Consider the following 19,052-nt stretch of genomic DNA (forward strand, 5'->3'; position numbering starts at 1 on the left):
CGGCATCGCCGCCCAAGTGATGCCACTGGCATCACCTCGAAGACCTCCTCGGCATCGCCGCCCAAGTGATGCCACTGGCATCACCCCAGAGGACTCCTCGGCACCGCTGCCCAGGTGATTCCAGTGGAATCACGTCGAGGGAGCGTCTCCTGGCTCCCCAGCGGAAGGCGGTGAGTCTCCTTTCGACTCGCCTTCGCCACTGGCCACCCGGGAATCCGCCGGCTTGGCAATCGGCGGTGCAAACTCGCTGCGCCGTTTGCCGGAGAGCACATCGTCAGGCAGTGCACCGAACTTCTCGATGGCATTTCGGGCCTTGGCATTGTTGGCGGCAAAGTCGTCCCTGGTGGCGCCGCTGACGCCGGGGTACTTCTGGGTGCTCGCGCAAAGGCTGCGCAGGAGGTGACCACCCACCCGGACGTACTCCTCCATCTGTCGACGGCCAATCAGGGCAATATGGTGGGCGAGCATGACGCGCCTGACGAACCGGTCGAAGTCGATCAGCAGGCGCAGGGCGAGCCAGCCGTGCTGGCCGCCGGTATAGACGGGAATCTTGAGGGGCTGCTGGTTGAGGTTCTCTTCCACGTCCAGCTCTGGCGGCAGCTGAGCCAGCAGGCTATCCAACTCCTGGAGGCGCTGGTCCAGCTGAGTTCGCGTCTCGGCAAGCTTGGCATCCAGCTGCAGCAGCCAGTGATCCGCGTATGGGTCATCCTTGGCGGCGTTCTGCTTGATCGCGCCGCAGATCAGCAGGAACTGCCGCATACCGATTATCTGCGGACGTCCTGTCTCGACGCCTCGTCCCTTCCAGATCCGTGCGGCGTGGTGGGTATGAAGCGTCAGCTCGATCTTGCTGCGCAGTGCTCCCAAGCGATCAACGGCCATGTCGCGTTGCCCTCATGCTGATGTGTGTCCGCGGTACGGCAGGCACTGTCAATCAGTTGATGCGGGGAAGACAGGGGAATCGTTAATGGCCGCTGAGTGGGTTTTTCCCGGCCGATGGCCACAACCCCAGCGAGCGCAGACACTGCTCTCGGGCGGCTTGGGCTTCCTCGGGCGAGGTGGTGCTCGGCTCGGCAATCGACGGCTCCGCTGTCCGGGGGGAGGACGGCGGTACGCTTCGAGCTGCCGGCCGCTCGGCGGCGGCGGAAGCCCCCTGTGGCGCCCTCCCCACCCGGCGCTTCGCCTGAGCCTGGGCATAGCCGGTCGCCACGAACTCGCCGCCGATGGCTCGCTTGATCAGCCCTCGCAGGAAGCCCTTGGGGTTTCGCACCGAGCCACCGCTCACGCGCCCTGCCGCCTCGTCGAGAATCGCCTGCTGGGTGTCGCCGGCCAGGTCCGCCATGAGGAGCTGAGTGGCCTGACGCTCGCTCTCATCCATCGCGAGACATGCCGGCCAGTGCAGGTTCACGGCTGGGTTACCTGTAGGTTTTACACAGTGTGAAGTACGTACTGTACGGGAAGAACTGCCCGAGTTTTCATCGAGAACCGCCTCGACAGCCCGGTAAGCCTTTGATTCCATACTTAGTTCTCTCTGGAAACCAGGGCAGTTCTCTCGGCTCACTCGGCCGGGTTCTCGCTGAGAACTCGGCTGCCTGCCCTGGTTTTTGCCCTGGTTCTTCTGCTCAATCGCGGCGGAGAACTGGGCAGAATCATGCCTGGCAGGCGACCGGCGCTGGGCCTGCCTGGACCGAGAGGCCATGGTATCGAGACGCGTCGGCAGCTCATGCAGGGCCCCGGCTTCCTGGAGCTCCTCGAGCACCATGGTAGCGACGGCCTTAACCACCTTGTTCTGATGATCCAGGCAACGACACACGTACTCCACGTAGTCTGCATCCAGCACCGAAGCTTCTGCGGGCGAGAGCGGCTCGTCGTGCAAGATATAGACGTTGCCGATAATGCGGCCGTTCTGCGCGTTGCGCGCCCGGTGACCGAGACTGACCCAGCGGGTCAGACGAAGCACAGCGATAACGCGGGCGACCGTGGCCCTCGACGCCTTCTGGCCCGGCGCCCCCCGCAGCAAGGGCTGCAGTTCGTCGTAGGTCGGCACCGCGGTGGTTCGGTCCGGATTGACCAGCATGCGCATCATCTGCCAGCCAAGCTTGTCGACGTGCCCGAGGCGCGGATCCAGCAGCAGAGACCGCGGCACGGTCTCATGGGGGTTCCCGAAAAACAGCAATCCATCAAGGTCCGAATGTGCGGCCTCGCCGTTCTCAACGGCAGGCGCCGGGGGGTCACCCCGGCGCTGGGTCATCTCGGAAGCCGCCTGGCCAATCAAGCGATCCAGCCCCTGCCGCGTGGCATCGCGCAGCTGCACCATCACCGCTCTCCTTCAGGTGACGCCCACTCTTCGACCGGTGGCGCCGTGCGCGGCTGGCCGGGGTCGACCCACTGCTTGACCAGGTGCCACACCACCGCCAACGGAATGTCGGTTTCCTCGGCGAGGGTAACCATGCCCTGCAGGTCGTCGGTTGCCTTGGGGTCCAGGGCGATATGCTGCCAGCGCTCCCAGGCATCATGCTCTGCCTGCTCCGACGGCATCGCCAGCCGCCCCTGGCGCGGTGCAATGCCCAGCAGCTGACGGCGCGTCGAGCAGTCGTTGCCGGTCAGGCCGAAGAACGCTCCCATCATGCTGACGCTGGCCCCCAACCTCAGGCAGCGATCGATCAGGGTCTCGCGATCCTGGTCACGATCGATGCGCGCCAGAACGCCGCGTAGTGCGGCGTGATCCACCGAGAAACGCGCTACCACTGGCCCTGCACAGGCCAGCGAGTCGATATCGCTCGCTCTCAGCCGCCGCAGGGTACGCAGCTCATCCTCACTGAAGCCGAGAGCCAGCGCACGGCGCATGTTGCCCTCACGAAGAAACCCCATGACCTGGCTGAGCAGCGCCTGATTCAGGTTGGCGGAAGAAGAGCTCATGACTGGGCCTCCTGTTGTCCCTGCAGGTGTTCACGAAGGCGGCGAATCAGCCGCACCAGACGGAAAAAACGAAGCAGTACCGCATCGTCCCAGGCACTCTCAGTGCCCTCTTCCCGATGGGTGCCCAGCAGCGCTCCCCACAGGGTGGCATCGGCGGGGTACTCGGGATTGAGCTCGCCGCGCAGGCTGGCCAGCGCCTGCCAGGCGAAGCGGGCACGGCGGTCGGACGCCTCGGGCAGCGGGTTGAGGTCGAAACCGATGCCGTTGTCATCGGCGATCACCACGTCGCTGCCGCCGAAGCCGCCCCAGCGGGCGATGACCTGCACCAGTTCCCGGATACGAATACGCAGTGAGCGAGGCTCATCCTCGACGCCTTCGATAAACCAGACGTCGGCAATGGGCGGGGTGGTCTCACCGGAGAGCACCGGTGCTGCCAGGGGGGCCAGCTGCTCGAAGTCGAAGCTGGGCACGCCGAGCTCGCTGGCCAGATGGTGACGGTAGCCGCGCTTCCCTGGAGTCTCTTCCCAGCGGGACTGGGTCAGCCCTTCAAGGCGGGCAGCACGCTCGGCCTCCGTCCGCGCTGCGCCCTCTGGCCAGTCACCCTCCTCTTCTGCGGGTGCAACCATGGGCTCTGGACCCGCCTCAGATGCCGACTCGCTGAATACCGGCACCGAGGGAGACGGTGACTCGCTCAGCTGCTGCTTTTCGCGCTCCAGCGCGGCAACCTGCTCACGTAGCCGAAGCAGCTCGGCGCTCTCTGCTCTCTCATCGTCGGTAGGCGCGTCTCTGCTGAGGGTCCGAGGCGATGGCAGCTGCTCGGCCTGGGGGGCGGATTGAGGCTGAGATTGAGGTTCACGGCCAGGATCTGTAGCGGGCACCTTCGCCACCGGCGCGCCGCCCGTAGCGGGCTCGGGCAACGGCGGATAAAGCGAGGGCGGCTGGGCGTCAGGGTCGCGCATCTGCTGCAGCTCCACGTCCAGGGCCTCGAAGGCCTGGTGCTCTTCCAGGTCCCAGCGTCGCTTGCGGTAGGTGACGATGTTATCGAGGGTCAGCTCGCAGACGTTGAAGTGCACGCCGGTGTGGTCCGCCAGCATGCCGCACAGCCGATCCACCACCATGCTCCAGTTCATCTCGGTCTGCCCCTCATCATCGAACCAGGCCATGGTCTGGTGCCAGGCCTCGCCAAAGCCCTCGGGAGTGACCTCCTCGGTGCAGCGTTCCCAGAGCAGCCGGCAGGCTTCTCGGTAGCTGATCAGCTTCTCGACCTGAGAGCGGCCCAGTCCGCTGTAGAGGCTGTTGGGCAGGGTGGGCAGCAGGTGCTCGACGGTATAGAGCATCCTGCTGATATGGCTCTGGGCGACCTGGTAGCCATCCTCGGCCAGGCGCTTGACCAGCTCGCGCTGCGAGAGCGTGTTGCCGCTCTCCTCTTCATACATTGCCCTGGCGTCCACCACACCCTTGGCGCGCTCGATCCAGAGCAGCTGGCCGCGGTTGTCGTTCTCGCTGAGGTGTCCCGTCAGCATCTTCACTTCCGACTGCCAGGGTCGGTACAGGGCATAGAAGGCATGGAAGCGCGACTCACCGGTCTCTTCATAGAGCTCGCGCAGGATCTGCAGGCGGGTATTGCCACCGTCGCAGATGGTGTAGTGCTTCTCGCCCGGCCGTTGGGTGACCGGGGGCTTGTGCTTGAGGCCCGCGGCACGGATCGACGCCTTGATCTCCTCGTATTTGGGGTTCTGGACCTGCCGGGGGTTGTGCTCGTAGGGCTTGAGCATGTCCAGGGTGACCCAGACGGCCATCTCCTGGTCGGGCGGGGTCACAGCATCTACGGGCCGCCCCTGACGCTTGGGGCCGGGCTGCATCAGGCGCTCGCGAAGCTGCTGGTCGGTCGGGCGTTTCATCGGCGGTATTCCTCGGTGACGAAGCGGGCAGAGAGAGCGCCGGCTAGCGGCGCCTGGGTGCTGATGACAGTGGCATCACTCGTCATTGCGGAACCTCTGCTGCCACTCCGCGCGGCGCAGCTGGGCGCGTGCATTGAGCTCGGCGCGGCGGTCCTTGGTGGTGAATGAGGTGAAGACCGGCGCACAGCCGGGCTTACTGAACCTCAGGTGCCCGCCGCTGGTTCGCTGCACCTCCCACCCCCGGGTGGCGGCATAGCGCACCAGGCGCTGCATCCCCTTGCACCCTCGTGCTGCCGACAGCGACTTACTCATCGTTGGCCTCCTCGATCTCCCAGAAGCGTGTCAGCAAGGCATCACCACCCTCGATGAAGGTGTGGATCTCGTGGCCGCTATAGGTGGCCATCTGGATCACCGCGAGAGCATCCGCTTGTAGCGACGCGTCGAGCCCTCGCAGCCGCTGCATCTCGAAGGGCCAGCGGTAGCCGTTGTAGAGCGCGAGGAGGAGGCGGCGCAGGTGGTGGGACTGGCCGCTGTGGCCCTGTGCCACACGGATCAGATGCTCGAGGGATGAGAGCCCCTGCTGCTCAGCCTCAAGCTGACGCTGGCGAGTCTCGTTCATGACCTGAGCCAGCGCCTTTGAAAGTCGGGAGCGGGGCTCGGGTGTGCGCACGCGATACTGGCTCATGGGGTCACCTCCTGATGCTGCCAGGCCAACGGCTTGAAGCGCGCCGACGCTCCCTGGAACGCCAGGTGCACGGTGCCAGTGGGCCCATTGCGCTGCTTGCCCAGAATCAGCTCGGCCAGGCCGTGGCTATCTTCGTTATCGGGGTGATACACCTCGTCGCGGTAGATGAAGGCGATGAGGTCGGCATCCTGTTCCAGCGCGCCGCTGTCGCGCAGATCAGCCATGCAGGGACGCTTGTTGGGGCGGGTCTCCAGGGAGCGGTTGAGCTGCGACAGCGCAATCACTGGGGTGCGCAACTCCTTGGCGGTCTCCTTGAGGATGCGGCTGACCTTGCCCACCTCGAGGGTGCGGTTCTCGCTGCCCGGCTCCTGCAGCAGCTGCAGGTAGTCCACCAGGATCATTGAGGGGCGGCCGAAGCGGCGGGTCATGCGGCGAGCGCGGGCCTTCAGGCTGGAAGCGGTGATGCCCGAGGCATCATCGATCAAGAGCTTCCCGTCCAGCTGGGTGAGTCGACTGACCGCGGCGGTTACCTTGGGCCAATCCTCGTCTTCCATCTTTCCGGTGCGCAGCTTCTGCAGGGAGACATTGCCCAGGCTGGCGATCAGCCGCAGCATCAGCTGCGACTCGGGCATCTCCAGGGAGAAGATAAAGACCGGATCGGTAGCCTCCTCTGCCATCAGGGCATGCTCCGCGAAGCCGAGCCCCATGGCGGTCTTGCCCATGGAGGGGCGGCCGGCCAGGATGATGAGGTCTCCGGGCTGCCAGCCCGCGGTCATGGCGTCCAGCTCGCTCAGGCCACTCGGGACCCCTGTCACCCCACCCTGTGCATTGAAGGCCTGATCGATGACGTTGATGGCCTCCCCCAGCATCTCCTTCATAGAGCTCAGCCGGTCGTGGCGTTCCTCCGTCAGGGCGAAGAGCTTCTGCTCGGCCTCCTCGATCAGCTCGGCGGCCGTGCGGCCCTGGGCGTTCAGGGCCTGCTGGTTCAGCGTGAAGCAGGTGTGGATCAGCTGCCGCAGTGCATGGCGGTCCTTCACGATCTCGGCATAGGCCGCCACATTGGCCGCGCTGGGCGTATTGCGAGCCAGCTCGGCCAGGAAAGCGAGCCCTCCCGCCTGCTCCAGCTGGTGGGCTTCCTCCAGTGCTTCGGAGACGGTCACCACATCCATCGGCTGGTCGCGCTCGGCCAGCGCCTTGATCGCCTGAAACACCAGGCGATGGCCCTGCTGGTAGAACATCGCCGGCGCCAGGCGGTCGGCGACCTCGTCCCACATGGCGTTATCCAGCAAGAGACCGCCCAGCACCGACTGCTCCGCCTCCAGGCTGTGCGGCGGCAGATAGCCGGCTTCCGGGCGCTCCTCGGCCACCCGGAGCTCGACCAGGTTCTCAATGACACTCATCGTGGCAGCCTCCCTGCATGGCGGTGGTACTGACCATGGCGTCGATCAGCGGCTGCCACTCGGGGTTGAGCTCACGGGCCATCGCCTTGACCTGGTCGGCAGCAGAAGGAGACTTGCGGCCGGCAGGCTTGCGCGGCTCGAACTGGTGAGCCGGCAGTCCGGCGCTGGCCGCCTGTCGGAAGGCGACACCGGCGCGGATGGTGCTCTGCATGACGGTGACGCCCTGCTCGCCGGCAGCGAACATCTCTGCCAGGGTCTGGTGGATGCCCCGCGCATCGGCGGTTTCATCCAGGCGGTTCACGAGTACGGAAACGGGGGGAACAGAGAGGTGCGTGAACTGGCTAAGCGCCTCAAGGTCGCGCAGCAGGCCAACGGTGCCGCGCACGAACTCACGGGCTGAGAGCAGCTCGGGGGTGATGGGAGAGAGAGCGTAATCGGAGGCGAGGACCGCCATCTCCAGGGTGATGGAGCGCGCCCCCTGGGTGTCGATCAGGATTAGGTCATAGTCCGACAGGTTGGAGAGCAGCTGGGCAAGCCGGAAGCGGCCGTCCGGGGCATTGAGCAGCAACTGAGGGAGCTGGCCGGCGTGATCGTTGGAGATCACCACATCCAGATTGGGATGGGCCGTCTGCGATATGACGCGATCGGGCGCCGTGTCGCTGAGCGCGATCAGCTCATAGGTGCCGCCAGGGGCTTCGGTGCGAAGGGGGTAGTAGCTGGAGAGGGTCGGCTGGCTGTCCAGATCAATGAACAGGACCCTGAGGCCCGCATCGGCCAGGAGGCCGCCCAGATTGGCAGTGACGGTGGTCTTGCCGACCCCGCCCTTGGTCGAAATAACAGATACAACGCGCATAACCTCACCTCGGTTCCAGATGGAAACAAGTGTGAGGCTGATGATCTGTCTCTATTTCACGAAGCTGTCAGGTCTACTGACACGCCAGGTGGGGATTCCACTCTTGCTCGTAAGTAGCTGATTTTGCACTGCTTGAGATGGTGCCGGCACCAGGAGTCGAACCCGGGACCTACTGATTACAAGTCAGTTGCTCTACCAACTGAGCTATGCCGGCAACGGCCGCACTTGCTACGGCATGGAGGACGCGGTCCTCTCAGCGAGAAAGACCGTGAACTCGAGTCCACGGTCTTTCGAAAACGAGGTTGGCGATGGCTGGGGTACCAGGATTCGAACCTGGGAATGCCGATACCAAAAACCGGTGCCTTACCACTTGGCGATACCCCAGCAGCGTGGTGGCCAGAGACGGAATCGAACCGCCGACACGGGGATTTTCAATCCCCTGCTCTACCAACTGAGCTATCTGGCCCTTGCCAACGGTGCGTATTAAACCTTAACCGCCCTTTCTCGTCAACCCCTTTCTTTTCATCAAGATGAGGGTGGCACATAGCCCTCGGCACGGTCGGTCTCGCGGTTGTCCAGGAAGCGCTCCATCTGCTCCATCAGATACTCCCGGGAAGCCGGGTCGAGCATGTTGAGGTGCTTCTCGTTGATCAGCCGGGTCTGCAGCGCCTGCCACTCCTCCCAGGCCTTTCGCGACACGCTGGCCTGGATCTCCTGCCCCTTCTTGCCGGGCAGCGGGGGGAACGGCAGGGCCTCGAGCTCCTGCTGGTACTTGCGACAGAACACGGTCTGGCTCATGGGGCGACTCCTTGGCAAGGGCGGACTCAGGGTCCCGGCGGCGTGTCCAGGGTGAAGGGTGCCAGGCTCGCCAGCAGCGCCTTCACCGGGGCCGCCAGGCCCACGGCATCGGGGTTATCGGGATCGTACCAGCGGCGCGTCTCGCCTATCGAATCGAGGCGCTTGACCCGCGCCGGCTGGAGGGTGATCTCCAGCCGGAAGTGGCTGAAGACATGGGTGAAGGGGGGCCAAGTGGGCGCGAGCTCGCTGCCCGGCGCATGGACATCCAGCCAGGCCTCGAGGCCCGAGGCGTCATCGAACTGAGGTAGGCTCCAGAGCCCGCCCCACAGGCCGCTGGGCGGACGCTGCTCCAGCAGCACTCGACCACTGGCATCACGCAGCAGCAGCATGCGGGTGGTGCGGGTGGGCAGCGCCTTCCTGGGTTTCGGCTCCGGGAAACGGCGCTCCTCGCCATGCGCATGGGCCAGGCAGACATCGTTGAAGGGGCAACGACCACACTCTGGAGTGCCGCGCCGGCAGAGGGTCGCGCCCAGGTCCATCATCGCCTGGGTATAGTCGGCCAGGCGTTCGTGGGGGGTGTAGTGCTCCGCCAGCTGCCATAGCCGACGCTCCACCGCCGGTCGCCCCGGCCAGCCTGGCACGGCGTGCAGACGACTGAGGCTGCGCTTGACGTTGCCATCGAGAATCACCGCGCGGCGGCCCTGGCTCTGGGCGACGATGGCCCCGGCGGTGGAGCGCCCGATGCCGGGCAGGGCCGCCATCTCTTCCAGGCTATGGAGCGGAAACTCCCCGCCATGCTCGTCGACCACCACCCGGGCGGCCTTGTGGAGGTTGCGCCCACGAGCGTAGTAGCCCAGCCCGGTCCACAGGTGCAGCACCTCGTCCTGGTCTGCCGCCGCCAGGCTCCGCACGTCGGGGAAGCGCACCATGAAGCGTTCGAAGTAGGGGATGACGGTAGCCACCTGGGTCTGCTGCAGCATGATCTCAGAGACCCACACCCGGTAGGGCGTGCGCCCGCGCTGCCAAGGCAGGTCGTGGCGGCCGTGCTCATCGAACCAGTCGAGCAGGCGCCGCTGGAAGGTCGCGGGGGCGAGTACGGGAGTCGGCGTATCGGTCATTGCGGCTCAAAAAAAGGCGCCGGCACGGGGCCGACGCAGGGACTGACTTTGCTCATTCGAAGAGACCCTTCAGGGCGTCGCGAAGTTCCCGGCCGGCATCCTCGCCGACGCGCTCCTCGAGTTTTTCCAGGGCGCCTTCCAGGCGCTGCTCCACCTTGTCACCGGCACGGCTGCCCAGCTCTTCACTCAGCGCCTCACCGATGGCATCCCGGAAGCCTTCGCGGTCAAAGCGGCACCATTCGGCGCTGTCGCCGCCGAGGCTGCCTTCGCAGCGGACCGGCAGGGGCAGGCGCTCGAGATGGCGGTTGACCTCGCAGGCCAGGTCGGCGGTATCCACCATCCGCGCCGCGGCGCGTAGGTCGAAACGCTCGCTGGTTAGATCGAGGCTGCCCTCGCCGCTCACCTCGATGCCCGGCAAGGTGATGATGATGTCATCGCTCTCCGCCACACCGTCACGCACCGTCAGGGTGGCCTCGGCACGCTCGAAGCGGGTATCTGCCTCCCACTCGCGCTGGGTCTGCTCCCCCTGCAGGCTCGCCACCGCGCTGCACAACTCCCGGGAAACGTTGACATCGAGGATGGCACCGTCGTCCAGGCGCATCGCGAGGCGCCCGTCGAGGCCGCGCTTCATCGCCGGCCAGGCATTGCCCCGGCTGGTCAGCTCGCCCTCGACGAAGGCACGGCCACGCAGGGGAGCCGACCCCTCGCCCTCGTCCAGCGCCTCCAGCAGGGCATCGACGCGCACCCGCTCCAGGCGCGGCGCCAGCCGCCAGGCGATGGGCTCGCGGGTGAGGTCCAGCTCACCATCAGCGGCCAGGCTACCCTCGTAGAAGGCCGACTCCAGCGACACCAGCCGCTGCTGGCCGTCACTTCCCTCGAGTCGCAACGCCACGTCGCGGAAGTCCAGGCCGGCAAGTCGCAGGCTGCTCAGGTTCAGGCTCGCATCCAGCGCCAGCTCGCGGAGCCACTCGACAGGCAGCAGTGCCTCCTCCGCCTGGGCCTGGGCATGGGCACGGCCGACACCGGGCAGCCCCAGGCCGGCGGCGTCCGGCACCTGTGCCGGGGATGCCGGCAGATAGGCGTCCAGGTCCAGGCTGTCCCCCTGCAGCTCGGCGTCCAGGCGATGGCCGTCGAGGCCCGCCACCAGGCGCCCGGTGAAAGTGCTGCCGTCGAGCACCAGGGTCATGCCGGTAAGGTCCACCTGCTCGAGGTCACCCACCAGGGGGGTGGTCAATGCCACGTCGCTGAGCGCCTCGGGGTCGGCCGTGGCCGGCAGGCTGTCGAAGCGCTCGAGCCAGGGCCGTAGCGAGAGCGGCGCCAGGCGCAGTTGGCCATCGTAACGGGGTGTCTCGTAGAGGCCGGCGAGGTTGAGGTTGCCGCTGAGGCGCAGGCCATCGTCACCGCTCAGCGTCAGGTCCCGCAGCCGGGCGCTGCCGGTGGCCAGGTCGGACTCCAGGGCGAAATCCATGGACAGGGTGAGAGGCGCGCCACCCAGCGAGGGGTGTGCCAGGGTGGCCTTCAGCGTGCCCGGCTCCAGGAGCAGCTGGCGCTCGGCCATGTCGACCACCAGCCGTTGGCCACTCAGCTCCAGCAGCTGCGGATTCCCGGTGCCGGCCAGCTGGTTGCGGGTGGCGAGGGACAGGTCCTCGAGGGTATAGCGGCGCTGGTCGGGAGCCAGGGCAAGACGCCCCTTCATGGTGACCTCGCTGGCCAGCCGCGGCACGGTGTCATCCACGCCCGCCGGAGTATCATGGCCAAGCAGTTGGAAGTCTGCCGTGAAGGGGAAGGGGCGGCGTGGGTTGACGTTGCGTCCGGTAACGGAGAGCCCCTTGAGGCGCAGCGAGTGCCCGACGGCCCGGTCGGCATAGCTCACTTCGCCGTCATTGACCTCCACGCGTGCGATATTGAAGGCCACGGAGGGCCCATTGCCAGCGCCGGGAACCGGCGCCGCGGAGGCGCTGGCCGGCGACAACGGGGCGCCTCCGGCAGCGAAGTGCTCCATCAGCACCTCCCAGTTGCCGCGACCATCCTCGTCGCGGGCCAGGTTGAGGCGCAGGCCATCCAGGGCCATGCCGTCGATGGCCACCTCGCCGCGCAGCAGCGAAGCGAAGGCCAGGCTGACCTCGGCGCGGCGAAAGGCCATGAAGGCGGGATCCTCGCCGGCCGACTGCTCGGGCAGCCAGGCCTCGGCCTGCTCCACGCTGACCCCCAGCCGCGGGTAGAACGACCAGGTGATGGGGCCTTCGAGGGCAAGAGTCAGGCCGACCTTCTCCTGCACCACCTCCTCCAGCCGCGGCTTGAGGTCTTCGGGGTCGAGGAAGGTGGTGACATATATCACCGCCGCCACCGCCAGCACGGCGAGGATGCCGATGGCGGCCAGCAAGGTGCTCAGCAAACGCTTCATCGCGGCAACTCCTTGACGTGGCAACCGGGCAGGATGAGCTCATAGTGATCGGTGCTACGGTCGAGCCGATAGCCGAGCCGCGAGAGCATCAGCTGGTCGGCCATCTGCAGCTGGACCACCTCCACGCGCAGCGGCTTGCCCGCGGCACTGGCGGCCTCGCCGACCAGCGTCAGCAGGCGTGAGCCGACGCCTCGGCGCCGAGTCGGCTTGCGCACGCAGAAATGCGACAGCCACCACGCCTGACCATCATCGCGCAGCGCCATGGCGCCGATCAGGCGATCATTGAAGCGTGCACACAGGAAGGCCCCTCCCGCCGCCAGGTGGTCCTCGACAAAGGCATCCGCGGGGGCGGGCAGGCGCTCGGCGGGAGCGTCGGCATAGATTCGGGCAAGGTCGATTTGTGCCTGGGCGTCCACTTCCCAGGCGCCCCGATCGACGGGGTGCAGAGTCACCGGCATAGATGGGTCTCCTGGGCCGGGGCAGCGTGTGTCGCCACCGCGCGATGGGGGCATTGTAGCGGATGGGGTCGGCGATTCACTATAATGGCAGTTTTCCGACCGTGGGCGAGCCCCGCTGTCACCCTCGTTACTGCGGATCGCTGCTCCAGCGGTCCGCCTCGATATGCGCCCAGGCGCTGGAGAAGCCTCAATGTCCGAGCGTATTGCCACGGTCAGCCGCGACACCCAGGAGACCCGGATCAGCGTCACCGTCAACCTCGATGGCAGCGGCAGGCTTAACTGCGAGACCGGCGTGCCCTTCCTCGACCACATGCTCGACCAGGTGGCCCGCCACGGCCTGATCGACCTCGACATCAAGGCCGAGGGCGACCTGCATATCGACGATCACCACACCGTCGAGGACCTCGGCATCACCCTCGGCCAGGCCTTCGCCAGGGCCATCGGCGACAAGCGCGGCATCCGTCGCTATGGCCACGCCTATGTGCCCCTCGACGAGGCCCTCTCCCGTGTGGTGATCGACTTCTCCGGCCGCGCTGGCCTGTTCATGGACGTGGAGTTCACCCGCGCCACCGTGGGCCGCCTGGACACCCAGCTGTTCTGGGAGTTCTTCCAGGGCTTCGTCAACCACGCCATGGTCACCCTGCATATCGACAACCTGAAGGGCTTCAACGCCCACCATCAGGCGGAGACCATCTTCAAGGCCTTCGGTCGTGCCCTGCGCATGGCCATGGAGCCCGATCCGCGCATGGCCGGCCAGATGCCTTCCACCAAGGGTAGCCTGTGAGGCCCACGCACCCCCCCACGAGGAGCGTTCCATGACCATTGCCGTCATCGATTACGGGATGGGCAACCTGCATTCCGTCGCCAAGGCACTGGAGCACGTCACCCACGAGAACGTGGTGGTCACCCGCGATCCGCGCCGCATCCTCGGCGCCACCCGCCTGGTGCTGCCTGGCCAGGGCGCCATTCGCGACTGCCTCGGCGAGCTGGAGAAGACCGAGCTGCGCGGCCTGGTGGAGGAGCTGCTGGCCAGCCAGGAGAAGCCCCTGCTGGGCATCTGCGTGGGCCAACAGATGCTGCTCGACCACAGCGAGGAGAACGGCGGGATCGACTGCCTGGGCTTCCTCGGCGGCGAAGTGAAGCGTTTCCCCGCCGACATGCGCGACGACCTGAACCAGCGCCTGAAGGTCCCGCACATGGGCTGGAACCTGGTGCACCAGCAGCGCGAGCACCCGCTGTGGGAAAGCATCGACCAGGACGAGCACTTCTACTTCGTGCACAGCTACTACGTGGCAGCCAGCGATGATGCCACGGTATTCGGCACCACCGACTACGGGCGCGTCCAGGCCCACGTGGCGATCGGCCGCGACGCCACCTTTGCCGTGCAGTTCCACCCCGAGAAGAGCTCGCGGGCCGGCCTCAAGCTGCTCGAGAACTTTGTCAACTGGGCGCCCTAAGCCGCGCCCGGGTCAACTGGGCGCCCTAGGCCACCCCCGGGGCAACTGGGCGTCCCATCTCGCGCCGCCCAACCACGGATCAACAGGATACTGACATGCTGGTAATTCCCGCTATCGACCTCAAGGATGGCCAGTGCGTGCGCCTCAAGCAGGGTCGCATGGACGATGCCACCACCTACGGTGACGATCCGGTGGCCATGGCCGAGCGCTGGGTCGCCGCCGGCGCTCGCCGCCTGCACCTGGTAGACCTCAACGGCGCCTTCGAGGGCAAGCCGGTCAATGGCGAGGCGGTCACCGCCATCGCCCGCCGCTACCCCGACCTGCCGATCCAGATCGGCGGCGGCATCCGCTCCGCCGAGACCATCGAGCACTACCTCACGGCCGGGGTCAGCTACGTGATCATCGGCACCAAGGCGGTCAAGGAGCCCGATTTCGTGGGCGAGATGTGTCGCGCCTTCCCGGGGCACGTGATCGTCGGCCTCGACGCCCGCGACGGCTTCGTGGCCACCGACGGCTGGGCCGAGGTCTCCGAGGTCAAGGCGGTGGACCTGGCGAAGCGCTTCGCCGACGACGGCGTCTCGAGCATCGTCTACACCGACATCGCCCGGGACGGCATGCTGAACGGCGTCAACGTCGAGGCCACCGCGGCACTGGCCCGCGACGGCGGCCTGCCGGTGATCGCCTCCGGCGGGGTGACCAACCTCGACGACCTGCGTGCCCTGGTAGCCGCCGAGGAGCCGGGCATCCTGGGCGCCATCACCGGCCGCGCCATCTACGAGGACAGCCTGGATCTGGCCGAGGGCCAGCGGCTGTGCGATGAACTGACTGCAGGGCTCGACCGAGCCGGGAGCTGACCATGGGACTCGCCAAACGCATCATCCCCTGCCTCGACGTCGACGCCGGCCGCGTGGTCAAGGGCGTCAACTTCATCGGCATCCGTGACGCCGGCGACCCGGTGGAGATCGCCCAGCGCTACAACCAGCAGGGCGCCGACGAGATCACCTTCCTCGACATCACGGCCAGCCACGAGGACCGTGACACTACCGTGGAGATGGTCGAGCGCATCGCCGGCGAGGTGTTCATCCCGCTGACCGTGGGCGGCGGCATCCGCACCTGCGACGATATCCGCACCATGCTCAACGCCGGTGCCGACAAGGTCTCCATCAACACCGCCGCGGTGACCAATCCCGAATTCGTGCGCGAGGCCAGCGAACGCTTCGGCAGCCAGTGCATCGTGGTGGCCATCGATGCCAAGCGGGTCTCCGCCGAGGGAGAGGCCCCGCGCTGGGAGATCTTCACCCACGGCGGGCGCCGCGCCACCGGCCTGGATGCCGTAGAGTGGGCCAGGAAGATGGTGGAGTATGGTGCCGGCGAGCTGCTGCTCACCAGCATGGACCGCGACGGCACCAAGGCCGGCTTCGACCTCGGCGTGACCCGCGCCATCGCCGACGCCGTGCCCGTACCGGTGATCGCCTCCGGCGGGGTCGGCAACCTCGACCACCTGGTGGAGGGCGTGATCGAGGGCGGCGCCGATGCGGTACTCGCCGCCAGCATCTTCCACTTCGGCGAGTACACCATCCCCGAGGCCAAGCGCTACATGGCCGAGCGGGGAATCGAGATGCGGCTCTAGAAAAACGAAGGGCTCACCACTAGGTGAGCCCTTTGCGTTCCGGTCGATTTGCGGGCGCGGCTACTCCTCGACGGAGAGGCCCAGGTTGCTGACGCCGTCGTTGCGACCCAGGCGGCGCAGCGCCTTGAGCGCCTCGCGATCGAGCTCGCCCTCCACGGCCTCGAGCACCGCGTCCTGGAAGTCGTTCTCGTCCGCCATCAGCGGATGCTCGCGCACCAGCACGGCGAGACGCTCGGCGTCCTCCTCCCCCTCGGTCAGCTCGATGAAGGCGCGTACCCCCCCTCGCGACGCGCGACTGACCTCCAGCACCGCCTCCGGCGCCTCGCCCTGCAGGGTATCGAGCAGTGCCGAGAGCGCCGCCACCGCCTCGGTGGCGCGTCGCGCACCAAAGCTGTCGTCACCCTCCGGCGGCGCCAGTTCGGCCAGCTTCTCGGCCTGGCGCTCGAAGTCGATGCGCGCCCCCGCAATCACCAGCCGCTCCCACACCAGGTCGAGGATGGCGCGCAGCCCCGCCGGGTTACCCTGGCCGGCCGTCTGGGCATAGAGCGCCTGATAGTAAAAGAGATAGTTGGGCAGCAGGCGCTCGCACAGCGCCGCCATGAAGGCCTGCTGGCGGCGCGGCTCGAGGCCCTGTAGACGCTGAAAGAAACCGCTCATGGACTCTCCTTGGGCTCACATTGTCAAAATCTCGCTGAAGCGCGAGGGGCGTCGGGGACAGGTCGTAGGGGAGGTCCTACGGTAGCGCCCAAGGAGGGGTTCACAGCGCCTTCCCGCAGGCCTGTCCCCGAGAAAGCCCCGGTTAGGCGTTATGGTTCACGGCCACATCCGCTCCGCCGGCGCCCGGCCGCGGGCATCCAGCAGCACCCCCTCGGCGGCCAGGCGCTGGCGCTGTTCCGCGGCGCCGGGGTGGTCCGCCAGGCGGCGCGAGGCGGTAATGATGCGAAACCACGGCAGGCCGTGGCCTTCGGGCAGCTCGCGCAGGGCGCGGGCCACCAGCCGTGGCGTGGCGCCCTCGGCCATGGCAGCGATGCGGCCGTAGGTGGTCACCCGCCCGGGCGGGATCTCGGCGATCACGGTCAGGACCTGCACCCTCCAGCCGGCCTTCATGTCCCCTTGCCCCCTGTCCGCTGCATTCTCTGGAGAGGTTTCCCCATGCAGGTTATCTGCTCCAGCCCCTCCTCACCGGGGGCCGGTACGCCTGGTCGATGCCTGCTCCTCCGACCACTGCCGGGCCACCGCCAGGCAGCTCTCCCAATCACCCACGTGGAGAAAGTGGCCCGAGGGGCGCTTCTCCAGCTGATAGCGATACATGGGGTCGTAGTACTCGGTCAACAGCGGCGCCAGCCACGCCTCGTGGGCCTGGGGGTTGCCGCGCTCATGCTCGCGGAAGGCCAGCGCCTGGAGCCGCTGTAGCCGGGCCAGGCGTGCGCTGCCCAGGCGCTTGCGCAGCTTGGCCAGGGACTCCTCCAGCTGCTTGCGCATCAGGGCCCAGCCCAGCCACTCGCCGAACTGCTGGCGATAGACCGCCCACAGCGCCTCGATATAGTCCCGGTGGATCTGTGCCAGGCGCCAGTCCAGGGGCATCTCCACGCGTAATCGCGGGGCGTGCTGCATCGCCTCCCAGAAGGTCTGGGGCAGGTTGGCGCCACCGATGTGGCGCGACTCATCCTCCACCACCACCGGGCCTGGCAACCCCAGCAGGCGCAGGCCCATGGCATGCTCGAAGTCGATCTGGCCAGGCGCCTGCAGCGGATGGCGGCCGAAGGCGGAGCCCTTGTGGCGGGCACACCCCTCCAGGTCCAGGCCGGTGTCCAGGGCCAGCACCAGGTCGGTCTTGGCGCAGCCGGTGAGTCCGCCCACCACCAGCAACGGCTGCTCGGCGGCGGCATCGATGCGCGCGCAGAGCGCCTGGCGCATCGCCTTCCAGCCGCCGCGGATGCGCGGCCGGCTGATGCCCGCCTCGCGGATCCAGCGCTGGGCGATCTGCGAGCGCAGCCCGCCGCGGAAGCAGTAGACGATGGCGTCCGGATAACGCTCGAGCTCCGCCTGCCAGGCCGCCACCCGCGCCGCCTTGACCTCACCGCTGACCAGCCGCTCGCCCAGGGCGATCGCCGCGGCCTGGCCGCGCTGCTTGTACTCGATGCCGACCCGGCGGCGCTCCTCGTTATCCATCAACGGCAGGTTCACCGCACCGGGCAGCGCCCCCTGGGCAAACTCCACCGGGGCACGCACGTCGATGAGGCGCCGCCCCTCGCGCAACAGCGCCGGGTCGGGGTCGACCAGCGGCAGCTCACTCATCCATGCACCTCGATACGCACCGGGCCACTGGCCTCAACGACCTCGCCGAAGGGTTCCAGGGTCAGGCCATGCTGGCGGCCGATGCGCTCGACGTCATCCTCCCAGGCCGGATCGACGGCCAGCAACAGGCCGCCGGAGGTCTGGGGATCGCATAGCCACTGCCAGTGGGCCTCATCCATGTCAGGCAGGCTCTCCCCCAGGGCCTGGCGATTGCGCAGGGTACCCCCGGGCACCGCGCCCTGGCGGCGATAGGCCTCCGCCTCGGCCAGCCGCGGCAGGCGACGGAAGTCGATACGCGCGGCGACCTCGCTGGCCGCACACACCTCGGCCAGGTGGCCACCGAGCCCGAAGCCGGTGACATCGGTCATGGCATGCACGCCCGCGACCCTTGCCAGCTCCACGCCGATGCGGTTGGAGCGCAACATGGTCTCCCGCGCCAGACCCTGGTGGCCGGGCTCCAGCAGCCCCTTCTTCTCGGCGGTGGTCAGCATGCCCACCCCCAGCGGCTTGGTCAGGAACAGCAGGTCGCCGGGCCTGGCGCCCTTGTTGAGCTTGAGGTGCTCGAGCTCGACAAGGCCGTTGACCGCCAGGCCGAAGATCGGCTCCGGAGCGTCGATGGAGTGGCCACCGGCCAGTGCCAGGCCCAACTCGCAACACACTGCCTGGGCGCCGGCCATCACGTCGCCGGCCACCTCGGCGGGCAGCTTGTCCAGCGGCCAGCCGAGGATGCCCAGGGCTAGGACCGGGGTACCGCCCATGGCGTAGATATCGCTGATGGCGTTGGTGGCGGCGATGCGTCCAAAGTCGAAGGGGTCGTCGACGATGGGCATGAAGAAATCAGTGGTGGCGATCATCCCGCGGCCGTCACCCAGGTCGTAGACGGCGGCGTCCTCGCGGCCCTGATTGCCGACGATCAACCGCGAATGGCTCGCCCCGGGGCCGGCCTTGGCCAGGATGCCGTCGAGCACGTCGGGGGCGATCTTGCAGCCACAACCGGCACCGTGGCTGTACTGGGTCAGGCGGATGGCGCTCATCGAAGTCTCCTCAGGTTCGTTACCGGTCATTCTACACCAGGGGCATCGCCGAACGTCTCAGGTGGAAACACCGCTCAAGGCTTCCCCGGTGACAGGCCTT

Annotated in this window: 20 protein-coding genes and 3 tRNA genes; 4 read left to right on the forward strand and 19 right to left on the reverse strand. The window is 67.2% G+C overall.

Annotation, left to right across the window (positions count from 1 at the left end; translation table 11 throughout):
• Positions 1-129: 129 nt before the first annotated feature.
• The 15 genes from NFH66_RS16240 to NFH66_RS16310 all read right to left on the reverse strand — a co-directional run bounded on the left by NFH66_RS16240 (position 130) and on the right by NFH66_RS16310 (position 12,533).
• Positions 130-879 (reverse strand): PFL_4669 family integrating conjugative element protein, encoded by a 750-nt coding sequence (locus tag NFH66_RS16240; RefSeq protein ID WP_349611273.1) that lies wholly within the window; start codon positions 877-879, stop codon positions 130-132.
• Between the two features lie 82 nt (positions 880-961).
• Positions 962-2,314, reverse strand: coding sequence for an STY4528 family pathogenicity island replication protein (locus NFH66_RS16245; RefSeq protein WP_349611274.1), 1,353 nt, complete (start codon positions 2,312-2,314; stop codon positions 962-964).
• The gene (locus tag NFH66_RS16250; RefSeq protein WP_349611276.1) at positions 2,314-2,916 is read right to left on the reverse strand and encodes a DUF2857 domain-containing protein; all 603 of its coding nucleotides are present in this window, start codon (positions 2,914-2,916) and stop codon (positions 2,314-2,316) included. The genes NFH66_RS16245 and NFH66_RS16250 overlap by 1 nt, the downstream gene beginning before the upstream one ends.
• A complete protein-coding gene (locus NFH66_RS16255) occupies positions 2,913-4,817 on the reverse strand; it encodes a ParB family protein (RefSeq protein WP_349611278.1) in 1,905 nt (634 codons plus the stop codon). Before NFH66_RS16255 ends, NFH66_RS16250 begins: the two co-directional genes overlap by 4 nt.
• A gap of 75 nt (positions 4,818-4,892) precedes the next feature.
• Positions 4,893-5,129 (reverse strand): type II toxin-antitoxin system HicA family toxin, encoded by a 237-nt coding sequence (locus NFH66_RS16260; RefSeq protein WP_349611279.1) that lies wholly within the window; start codon positions 5,127-5,129, stop codon positions 4,893-4,895.
• Positions 5,122-5,502, reverse strand: coding sequence for a DUF7673 family protein (locus NFH66_RS16265; RefSeq protein ID WP_318725935.1), 381 nt, complete (start codon positions 5,500-5,502; stop codon positions 5,122-5,124). The genes NFH66_RS16260 and NFH66_RS16265 overlap by 8 nt, the downstream gene beginning before the upstream one ends.
• Positions 5,499-6,902, reverse strand: coding sequence for a replicative DNA helicase (gene dnaB, locus NFH66_RS16270; RefSeq protein ID WP_349611281.1), 1,404 nt, complete (start codon positions 6,900-6,902; stop codon positions 5,499-5,501). The genes NFH66_RS16265 and dnaB overlap by 4 nt, the downstream gene beginning before the upstream one ends.
• Positions 6,889-7,755 carry a ParA family protein gene (locus tag NFH66_RS16275; protein WP_089689060.1) on the reverse strand — a complete coding sequence of 289 codons (867 nt, stop codon included), beginning with the start codon at positions 7,753-7,755 and terminating at the stop codon, positions 6,889-6,891. Before NFH66_RS16275 ends, dnaB begins: the two co-directional genes overlap by 14 nt.
• A 138-nt stretch (positions 7,756-7,893) precedes the next feature.
• A tRNA-Thr gene (locus NFH66_RS16280) sits at positions 7,894-7,969 on the reverse strand.
• A gap of 95 nt (positions 7,970-8,064) precedes the next feature.
• A tRNA-Gln gene (locus NFH66_RS16285) sits at positions 8,065-8,139 on the reverse strand.
• A gap of 6 nt (positions 8,140-8,145) precedes the next feature.
• Positions 8,146-8,221, reverse strand: a tRNA-Phe gene (locus tag NFH66_RS16290).
• A 59-nt stretch (positions 8,222-8,280) separates the two neighbouring features.
• On the reverse strand, positions 8,281-8,553 hold the full coding sequence (locus tag NFH66_RS16295) for an oxidative damage protection protein (RefSeq protein WP_349611284.1): 273 nt from the start codon (positions 8,551-8,553) through the stop codon (positions 8,281-8,283).
• Between the two features lie 26 nt (positions 8,554-8,579).
• Complete coding sequence (mutY, locus tag NFH66_RS16300) at positions 8,580-9,671, reverse strand: A/G-specific adenine glycosylase (RefSeq protein ID WP_349611285.1); 1,092 nt, start codon at positions 9,669-9,671, stop codon at positions 8,580-8,582.
• A 52-nt stretch (positions 9,672-9,723) separates the two neighbouring features.
• Complete coding sequence (locus tag NFH66_RS16305) at positions 9,724-12,075, reverse strand: AsmA family protein (RefSeq protein WP_349611286.1); 2,352 nt, start codon at positions 12,073-12,075, stop codon at positions 9,724-9,726.
• Entirely contained in the window at positions 12,072-12,533 is a 462-nt protein-coding gene (locus tag NFH66_RS16310; protein WP_349611287.1) for an acetyl-CoA sensor PanZ family protein, read from the reverse strand. The genes NFH66_RS16305 and NFH66_RS16310 overlap by 4 nt, the downstream gene beginning before the upstream one ends.
• A 190-nt stretch (positions 12,534-12,723) precedes the next feature.
• Here NFH66_RS16310 and hisB point away from each other — a divergent pair, with 190 nt between their 5' ends.
• The 4 genes from hisB to hisF all read left to right on the forward strand — a co-directional run bounded on the left by hisB (position 12,724) and on the right by hisF (position 15,620).
• Entirely contained in the window at positions 12,724-13,317 is a 594-nt protein-coding gene (hisB, locus tag NFH66_RS16315) for an imidazoleglycerol-phosphate dehydratase HisB (RefSeq protein ID WP_349611289.1), read from the forward strand.
• Between the two features lie 31 nt (positions 13,318-13,348).
• Positions 13,349-13,990: an imidazole glycerol phosphate synthase subunit HisH gene (gene hisH / locus NFH66_RS16320; protein WP_349611290.1), complete on the forward strand. Its 642-nt coding sequence runs from the start codon at positions 13,349-13,351 to the stop codon at positions 13,988-13,990.
• Positions 13,991-14,085: 95 nt separating this feature from the next.
• Positions 14,086-14,844 carry a 1-(5-phosphoribosyl)-5-[(5-phosphoribosylamino)methylideneamino]imidazole-4-carboxamide isomerase gene (gene hisA, locus NFH66_RS16325; protein ID WP_349611291.1) on the forward strand — a complete coding sequence of 253 codons (759 nt, stop codon included), beginning with the start codon at positions 14,086-14,088 and terminating at the stop codon, positions 14,842-14,844.
• A gap of 2 nt (positions 14,845-14,846) precedes the next feature.
• Positions 14,847-15,620, forward strand: a complete 774-nt coding sequence (gene hisF / locus NFH66_RS16330) for an imidazole glycerol phosphate synthase subunit HisF (protein WP_349611292.1) — start codon at positions 14,847-14,849, stop codon at positions 15,618-15,620.
• Between the two features lie 60 nt (positions 15,621-15,680).
• Here the strand turns inward: hisF and NFH66_RS16335 are convergent, their stop codons facing one another.
• The 4 genes from NFH66_RS16335 to selD all read right to left on the reverse strand — a co-directional run bounded on the left by NFH66_RS16335 (position 15,681) and on the right by selD (position 18,952).
• Positions 15,681-16,277: a YjaG family protein gene (locus tag NFH66_RS16335; RefSeq protein WP_349611294.1), complete on the reverse strand. Its 597-nt coding sequence runs from the start codon at positions 16,275-16,277 to the stop codon at positions 15,681-15,683.
• Positions 16,278-16,433: 156 nt separating this feature from the next.
• Positions 16,434-16,727, reverse strand: a complete 294-nt coding sequence (locus tag NFH66_RS16340; RefSeq protein ID WP_349611295.1) for an MGMT family protein — start codon at positions 16,725-16,727, stop codon at positions 16,434-16,436.
• A 72-nt stretch (positions 16,728-16,799) separates the two neighbouring features.
• Positions 16,800-17,918: a tRNA 2-selenouridine(34) synthase MnmH gene (gene mnmH / locus NFH66_RS16345; protein ID WP_349611296.1), complete on the reverse strand. Its 1,119-nt coding sequence runs from the start codon at positions 17,916-17,918 to the stop codon at positions 16,800-16,802.
• On the reverse strand, positions 17,915-18,952 hold the full coding sequence (selD, locus tag NFH66_RS16350) for a selenide, water dikinase SelD (protein ID WP_349611298.1): 1,038 nt from the start codon (positions 18,950-18,952) through the stop codon (positions 17,915-17,917). The genes mnmH and selD overlap by 4 nt, the downstream gene beginning before the upstream one ends.
• Between the last annotated feature and the right edge of the window lie 100 nt (positions 18,953-19,052).

This window comes from Halomonas sp. H10-9-1, assembly GCF_040147005.1.
In the GTDB taxonomy this organism is placed as follows: domain Bacteria; phylum Pseudomonadota; class Gammaproteobacteria; order Pseudomonadales; family Halomonadaceae; genus Halomonas.

Excerpts from the sequence above, each read along its gene's own strand:
- hisH (WP_349611290.1), top strand. The coding sequence starts at position 13,349 with ATGACCATTGCCGTCATCGATTACGGGATGGGCAACCTGCATTCCGTC.
- hisF (WP_349611292.1), top strand. The coding sequence starts at position 14,847 with ATGGGACTCGCCAAACGCATCATCCCCTGCCTCGACGTCGACGCCGGC.
- NFH66_RS16340 (WP_349611295.1), bottom strand. The coding sequence starts at position 16,727 with ATGAAGGCCGGCTGGAGGGTGCAGGTCCTGACCGTGATCGCCGAGATC.
- hisA (WP_349611291.1), top strand. The coding sequence starts at position 14,086 with ATGCTGGTAATTCCCGCTATCGACCTCAAGGATGGCCAGTGCGTGCGC.
- mutY (WP_349611285.1), bottom strand. The coding sequence starts at position 9,671 with ATGACCGATACGCCGACTCCCGTACTCGCCCCCGCGACCTTCCAGCGG.
- NFH66_RS16265 (WP_318725935.1), bottom strand. The coding sequence starts at position 5,502 with ATGAGCCAGTATCGCGTGCGCACACCCGAGCCCCGCTCCCGACTTTCA.
- hisB (WP_349611289.1), top strand. The coding sequence starts at position 12,724 with ATGTCCGAGCGTATTGCCACGGTCAGCCGCGACACCCAGGAGACCCGG.
- NFH66_RS16310 (WP_349611287.1), bottom strand. The coding sequence starts at position 12,533 with ATGCCGGTGACTCTGCACCCCGTCGATCGGGGCGCCTGGGAAGTGGAC.
- NFH66_RS16305 (WP_349611286.1), bottom strand. The coding sequence starts at position 12,075 with ATGAAGCGTTTGCTGAGCACCTTGCTGGCCGCCATCGGCATCCTCGCC.
- dnaB (WP_349611281.1), bottom strand. The coding sequence starts at position 6,902 with ATGAGTGTCATTGAGAACCTGGTCGAGCTCCGGGTGGCCGAGGAGCGC.
- NFH66_RS16260 (WP_349611279.1), bottom strand. The coding sequence starts at position 5,129 with ATGAGTAAGTCGCTGTCGGCAGCACGAGGGTGCAAGGGGATGCAGCGC.
- NFH66_RS16275 (WP_089689060.1), bottom strand. The coding sequence starts at position 7,755 with ATGCGCGTTGTATCTGTTATTTCGACCAAGGGCGGGGTCGGCAAGACC.
- NFH66_RS16255 (WP_349611278.1), bottom strand. The coding sequence starts at position 4,817 with ATGAAACGCCCGACCGACCAGCAGCTTCGCGAGCGCCTGATGCAGCCC.
- NFH66_RS16240 (WP_349611273.1), bottom strand. The coding sequence starts at position 879 with ATGGCCGTTGATCGCTTGGGAGCACTGCGCAGCAAGATCGAGCTGACG.
- NFH66_RS16295 (WP_349611284.1), bottom strand. The coding sequence starts at position 8,553 with ATGAGCCAGACCGTGTTCTGTCGCAAGTACCAGCAGGAGCTCGAGGCC.
- mnmH (WP_349611296.1), bottom strand. The coding sequence starts at position 17,918 with ATGAGTGAGCTGCCGCTGGTCGACCCCGACCCGGCGCTGTTGCGCGAG.
- NFH66_RS16335 (WP_349611294.1), bottom strand. The coding sequence starts at position 16,277 with ATGAGCGGTTTCTTTCAGCGTCTACAGGGCCTCGAGCCGCGCCGCCAG.
- NFH66_RS16245 (WP_349611274.1), bottom strand. The coding sequence starts at position 2,314 with ATGGTGCAGCTGCGCGATGCCACGCGGCAGGGGCTGGATCGCTTGATT.
- selD (WP_349611298.1), bottom strand. The coding sequence starts at position 18,952 with ATGAGCGCCATCCGCCTGACCCAGTACAGCCACGGTGCCGGTTGTGGC.
- NFH66_RS16250 (WP_349611276.1), bottom strand. The coding sequence starts at position 2,916 with ATGAGCTCTTCTTCCGCCAACCTGAATCAGGCGCTGCTCAGCCAGGTC.